Genomic DNA, 4405 nt, shown 5'->3' on the forward strand with positions numbered 1-4405 from the left:
CTTGTTCAAGCCGGAGCTCGCCGCACCGAGTTTCAGTGCTTTGGCTGCGGTTTCCGTGAGCGAGCTGCAGAATTCCACTCCTTGCAGCACTTCGGCTGTCTCGTCCGTAAGCGAGCTGAGGAATTGCATTCCTTGCAGCGACGACAGCGCAATGGCGACCTTGACGTCGTCTGGCGTCGCGTCACTATTGAGGCGATCCGTTATCATGGTCGTGAGGTTTTCGCTCAGCTTCTCGATATTCCCGTATGCATGTGGCGTCAGCGCGCCGTGTGCGCGATACGTTTCCCGAGTATTGATCAGCCCAACAAGCTCAATGAGCATCTGCGGATTGCCGTCTGATTGGTGCAGCAGATAGGCGACATCCTTGGCGGGCAGTCCCGGCAGTCCTCTGTCGATCAGCACACCCAGATCCGACTGCTGCGACAAGCGGATGATCGTCGATTTGTTGGCATCGTCGGCGACACTGCCGAACGTTTTGGCAAAGCTCGCATTCTCGCCTAGTCGATCCAGTCCCCAGTTCGACTCCCAGTGGGTCGCCACCAGCAGCAAGGGCCATTTGCCTTTTTCGGCCCGTTGCCAAAGCTTGTCAAGAAAACGCAGCGCGCCCTCGTCGCCGCCGTCCCGGGCGAACTGTGCGTCGTCGCAGAACACGACCGTGGGCAACTTCTCGAGGGGGGCGGTAGGTTCCAGCACAAGCGCCAGTTCTTCGAGCGTGCGCTCGTAGATCTCCTGCGTCCGCTTCGCCTCGAGCGCGGTGATGTCTGCCTGGGCGAACGTGCATGCCTGATCGTGCAGCTTGTCGCGCTCCTTTTTCGCCTTGCGTATTCCTCTGGCAAACTCCACGAAGGACTTGAACGGGCCAACGCCGGGAACACCGTCGAGCAAGGCTTCGGCAATGGCAAGGGCAGCGCCCGTGATCGTGTTAAAAGCGGACCCCCTTAGTTTCTCGCGGCTTGCCGCATCCATGCGGGCAAACAGCGCCCGCGCCAGATGCGGATCAAGCGTACGTCGGTGCCCGGCCATGTCCGAGCCCCAAGCGTTACGGCCCAGAAGATCATTGAGCCGGAAACCCCACCAAAGGAATGGCATCGGGCGTTCGCTTGTCTTGAACGAGGCGAAGTGCGCCTTCGTGAGAGCCTCGTTGAAATCCGGCGCCACGAGCAGGTTGTTACCTTTGAACAGGGAGGCATCGGGCCAGTAGTCAGCAGGGTCGCGTTCTGTCGACAGAATACGATACAACTCCTGCACCAAGCGCGTTTTGCCCATGCCACGTTCGGCAGTGACTACCGCCAACCTGGGGCCACTGCCGTCGGCGACGGCATCATAGGCGCTGATCAACTGCTTCAGCTCGACATCGCGGCCGCAAAAGACATCGCGCCAGTCTGGCTTAGGAACCTCCAGAGACTGGCCTGGGTGATCCTCTGCCCAGTAAAGAAGGTAGACACAGTCGAATAGCGGTGTGGCGATTTGCTGGTGCCGCAAGGCATTGCGTAGGAGCCATAGGAGCTCAGGCCCGGGCAAGTTCTTTCCCATGGATTGACCATGAAGGTCGAGCATCGCGAGATGGATCCATCCACGATCGGTGTCGTGCCGGTGCTCATCGGCAAACTCGGCAAGCGACTGGTGAAGCAAGCTGGTCTTGCCGACGCCGCCGACGCCATAGAAACACACCAAAGGCGGCTCGTGACCGCTCTCGCCGCGAACCTGGCGCCTGTAGAGGCGAGCAAACAGGGAGCGCAGCGTTTCCCGCGGTTCTTCGCGATCCGTAAAAACCTCTCCGGCTTGCGGCCGCCTGGCAACGCCATATTTCTTCACGTCACTGCTCCTCGTTGATCATCTTTTGCTTGCTGCTGGCGCCGCCCGCGTAAAGCCATATTGCCCAAGTATCATTTCATGGCCGCTCATGAGAACCGGCTCCTGGTATGCCGGTGCGATCTTACGCCGATCGATCAGCGAGTTTGCCGCAGTTTGTGTCCCCGTTGGCCACTTCAAAATCCCCCACTTATGGTCACCCAAATTCCCCCAGGCAGGACCGTAGAAATTGTAATGCAGTCGCTCGCGGCGGGTCGGTTTTTTTGACCCGCCGTTGGTGATGGATGAGGAGCCCGTTACTGCGTAACGGAAGCGGCAGTGAAGTACTGATCCCACTCGGGCGCATCGATATCGAGGGTGGCGATGATGCGATCATCCATGGCGCTGACCAAGCGCTCGACGATCTCGCGTTTCGTTACGCAGTAACGGCGAGCCAATCGTTCGATAGCCAAATCGGTGCGCGTACTGACCCACAGATTGAGGCGGCGTTCGCCGTTGCCGTCCTCGCCGGCATGAGGGCGACGGGCACGGTAGGAAGCTTGTCTTTGAGCGGCGGTCTTGGCCATATTTGTCTCCGGAGATTGCGTTACGCAGTAACGGGCTTGTGCGCTCGTTACTGCGTAACGCTGGGATGAGTTGAACGGGAATGGGTTTGCTTTGGCGGCGCGGACCCTGGCCGGAAGGAGCGAAGCGCTGTCCAGCGGACCGTGGAATAAATGGGCGGCGTGCCGCCCGTTTATGCCGCGAAAGCCGCTTGACAGCGTGTAGCGACCCCACGCTCCTGGCGGTTGCCGGGGATGGTTTGATCATCCCCGGCGGCTGCCACGTGGCGAACGCGGGGTTTGGGGCAGCGCCCCAAAGGACGGGGGGATGAGCGCCAGGACTCGCCAAGCCAGACGCTGGCGGGAGGTTCGAAGCGGCGCATCAGCTATCTGAAGCCTGCTGTGCGAAGCGGGTCGCCGCCTCCTTGAGACGATAGCTGCGGCCCTCGAACTCGAGCAGATGCGAGCGATGCATCAGCCGGTCGAGAATGGTGCTGGCCATTGTGTTGTCGCCCAGATATTTGCCCCAGTCCTGGACCACCCGGTTGGAAGTCACCACCAGGCTGCGGCGCGTCTTGTAACGCTGATGGACCAGCATTTGCAGCAACTCGCCCGCACTGTCGCTGATGCGCCGGGCCAGAAAGAGATCGTCCAGGACCAGCAGGTCGGCGTCGAGCCAGGGACGCAGCTGCCGCTGCTGATCGGCGCCACTGCACAGCGCGTACTTCGCGAAGACACTGTCGGCTTCGAGTACCCGCACATCCAGGCCCTGCAGGGTCGCCTGGTAAGCGACCGCCTTGGCGATCCGACTCTTGCCGGTACCCGGTTTGCCGATGATCAGCGCGTTCTGGCCTTCGGCGACGAATTTCAGCGTATGCAGCTCGAAGCACGCCTGGCGCGGCAGCTTCGGATTGAAGCGCCAGTCAAAGTCCGTCAAGGTCGCGCGCTCGTCCAAACCCGAGTGCTGGTAACGGCGGTCCAGCAAGCGCGAGCGGCGCCGGTCCAGTTCGTCCTGCAGAATCATCGAGAAGGTCTCCAGGAAAGGCGCCTGATTCGCCTGTGCTTGCAACACACGCGTCTCCAGGGTGGCGCGAATGCCGGACAGGCGCAGGTCACGCAGCGCGCGTTCGATCTCGTTCATGGTCATGCTCATTGGGATTCCTTCACGGGGGATGGCAAGGCGGCGCTCTTTTGAGCGCCAAGGGAGAACAGGTCGCCGTAGTCCTCGGCGGCGCGAATCAAACGGTCGTCCTGGGTCAACGCCAACTCGCCTTGCTGCGGGGTATCGATATCGGCCAGAGCCTCGTTGAGCAGGTGCTCGGTGAGCGCCTTGATCTGTTGATAGCTGCGCACACCGTCGTGCAGGGCCATCGCACAGGCACGGTCGATCAGCGTGCGGGGGTAGCGCTTGACCAGGCTGACGATGCCCCACAGGCGGCGCTGACCGACGCGCCCCTCTTGATCAAAGAGGCACTGGCACAACTGCTCGGCGGCCGGGCCGATGGCCTTGGCCTCGCTCAAGATGCGACGGGTTTCCCGCGACGGATTGAAGGGACGCTCCTCGTCGGGCAAGATCACGCTGCCCGGCTGCGCCGCCCGAGGGTGGGTGCGCAGCAAGGCCTGCGACTGGAAGTCGCGAATCTCGAGGTGCTGCTCGAACAGGCGGACCAGCACACGGCTGCCGATACGCGCCGGACGGGCGGCATAGCTGCTGTGGTCGACGGGTTTAGGTCGTTTCGTGTGGAACGGGCAATAAAGGGGCGAAGGGCGAGGCGGGCAAATGAGTGAGCTTCCCAGCGATAAGGTAGGCCATGGCGATGAAGTTTTCGACGCGGCGATAGCCGCGCGCCCGTGCGCGCGCCTCCTGGAGCGATCGATTCATCGCTTCGACGCGGCCGTTGTGTTTGCCGGCGTAAAACCGTTGAGTACGCCAGGAAGATGCTGCTGATCGTCCTGCCGAGGCGCTTGAATGGTTCGAGTCGGCAGCGGCTGGCCCAGCTGAGCCAGCGCTTGAGCAGGGGCGTGGCGGTGGCGTAGATGGAGCGCAGCGC

At 61.8% G+C, this 4405-nt stretch carries 5 protein-coding genes and 1 pseudogene; 1 reads left to right on the forward strand and 5 read right to left on the reverse strand.

Going from position 1 to position 4405, the window contains the following annotated elements; genetic code table 11:
- On the reverse strand, positions 1–1557 hold a 1557-nt coding region (locus tag E4Q23_RS21145), incomplete at its 3' end, for an AAA family ATPase (protein ID WP_211203884.1).
- On the opposite strand from E4Q23_RS21145, the gene E4Q23_RS23360 reads away from it, so the two are divergent.
- Complete coding sequence (locus tag E4Q23_RS23360; RefSeq protein WP_211203885.1) at positions 1543–1833, forward strand: hypothetical protein; 291 nt, start codon at positions 1543–1545, stop codon at positions 1831–1833. The two genes, E4Q23_RS21145 and E4Q23_RS23360, sit on opposite strands and share 15 nt — an antisense overlap.
- A gap of 275 nt (positions 1834–2108) precedes the next feature.
- Here E4Q23_RS23360 and E4Q23_RS21150 read toward each other — a convergent pair whose 3' ends face one another.
- The 4 genes and pseudogenes from E4Q23_RS21150 to E4Q23_RS24345 all read right to left on the reverse strand — a co-directional run bounded on the left by E4Q23_RS21150 (position 2109) and on the right by E4Q23_RS24345 (position 4236).
- Positions 2109–2378 (reverse strand): hypothetical protein, encoded by a 270-nt coding sequence (locus E4Q23_RS21150; RefSeq protein WP_169068461.1) that lies wholly within the window; start codon positions 2376–2378, stop codon positions 2109–2111.
- Between the two features lie 358 nt (positions 2379–2736).
- A complete protein-coding gene (gene istB, locus E4Q23_RS21155; protein WP_169068462.1) occupies positions 2737–3501 on the reverse strand; it encodes an IS21-like element helper ATPase IstB in 765 nt (254 codons plus the stop codon).
- 2 nt (positions 3502–3503) lie between these two features.
- Positions 3504–4076, reverse strand: a pseudogene (locus E4Q23_RS21160) (IS21 family transposase); the annotation flags it as partial.
- A 4-nt stretch (positions 4077–4080) separates the two neighbouring features.
- Complete coding sequence (locus E4Q23_RS24345) at positions 4081–4236, reverse strand: hypothetical protein (RefSeq protein ID WP_423753372.1); 156 nt, start codon at positions 4234–4236, stop codon at positions 4081–4083.
- Positions 4237–4405: the final 169 nt, after the last annotated feature.

This window comes from Candidatus Accumulibacter phosphatis (genome assembly GCF_012939955.1).
Taxonomy (GTDB): domain Bacteria; phylum Pseudomonadota; class Gammaproteobacteria; order Burkholderiales; family Rhodocyclaceae; genus Accumulibacter; species Accumulibacter delftensis.

Bases quoted from the DNA above. Each gene is read 5' to 3' on its own strand.
- E4Q23_RS24345 (WP_423753372.1), bottom strand. From the start codon at position 4,236: ATGAATCGATCGCTCCAGGAGGCGCGCGCACGGGCGCGCGGCTATCGC.
- E4Q23_RS21150 (WP_169068461.1), bottom strand. From the start codon at position 2,378: ATGGCCAAGACCGCCGCTCAAAGACAAGCTTCCTACCGTGCCCGTCGC.
- E4Q23_RS23360 (WP_211203885.1), top strand. From the start codon at position 1,543: ATGAAGGTCGAGCATCGCGAGATGGATCCATCCACGATCGGTGTCGTG.
- istB (WP_169068462.1), bottom strand. From the start codon at position 3,501: ATGACCATGAACGAGATCGAACGCGCGCTGCGTGACCTGCGCCTGTCC.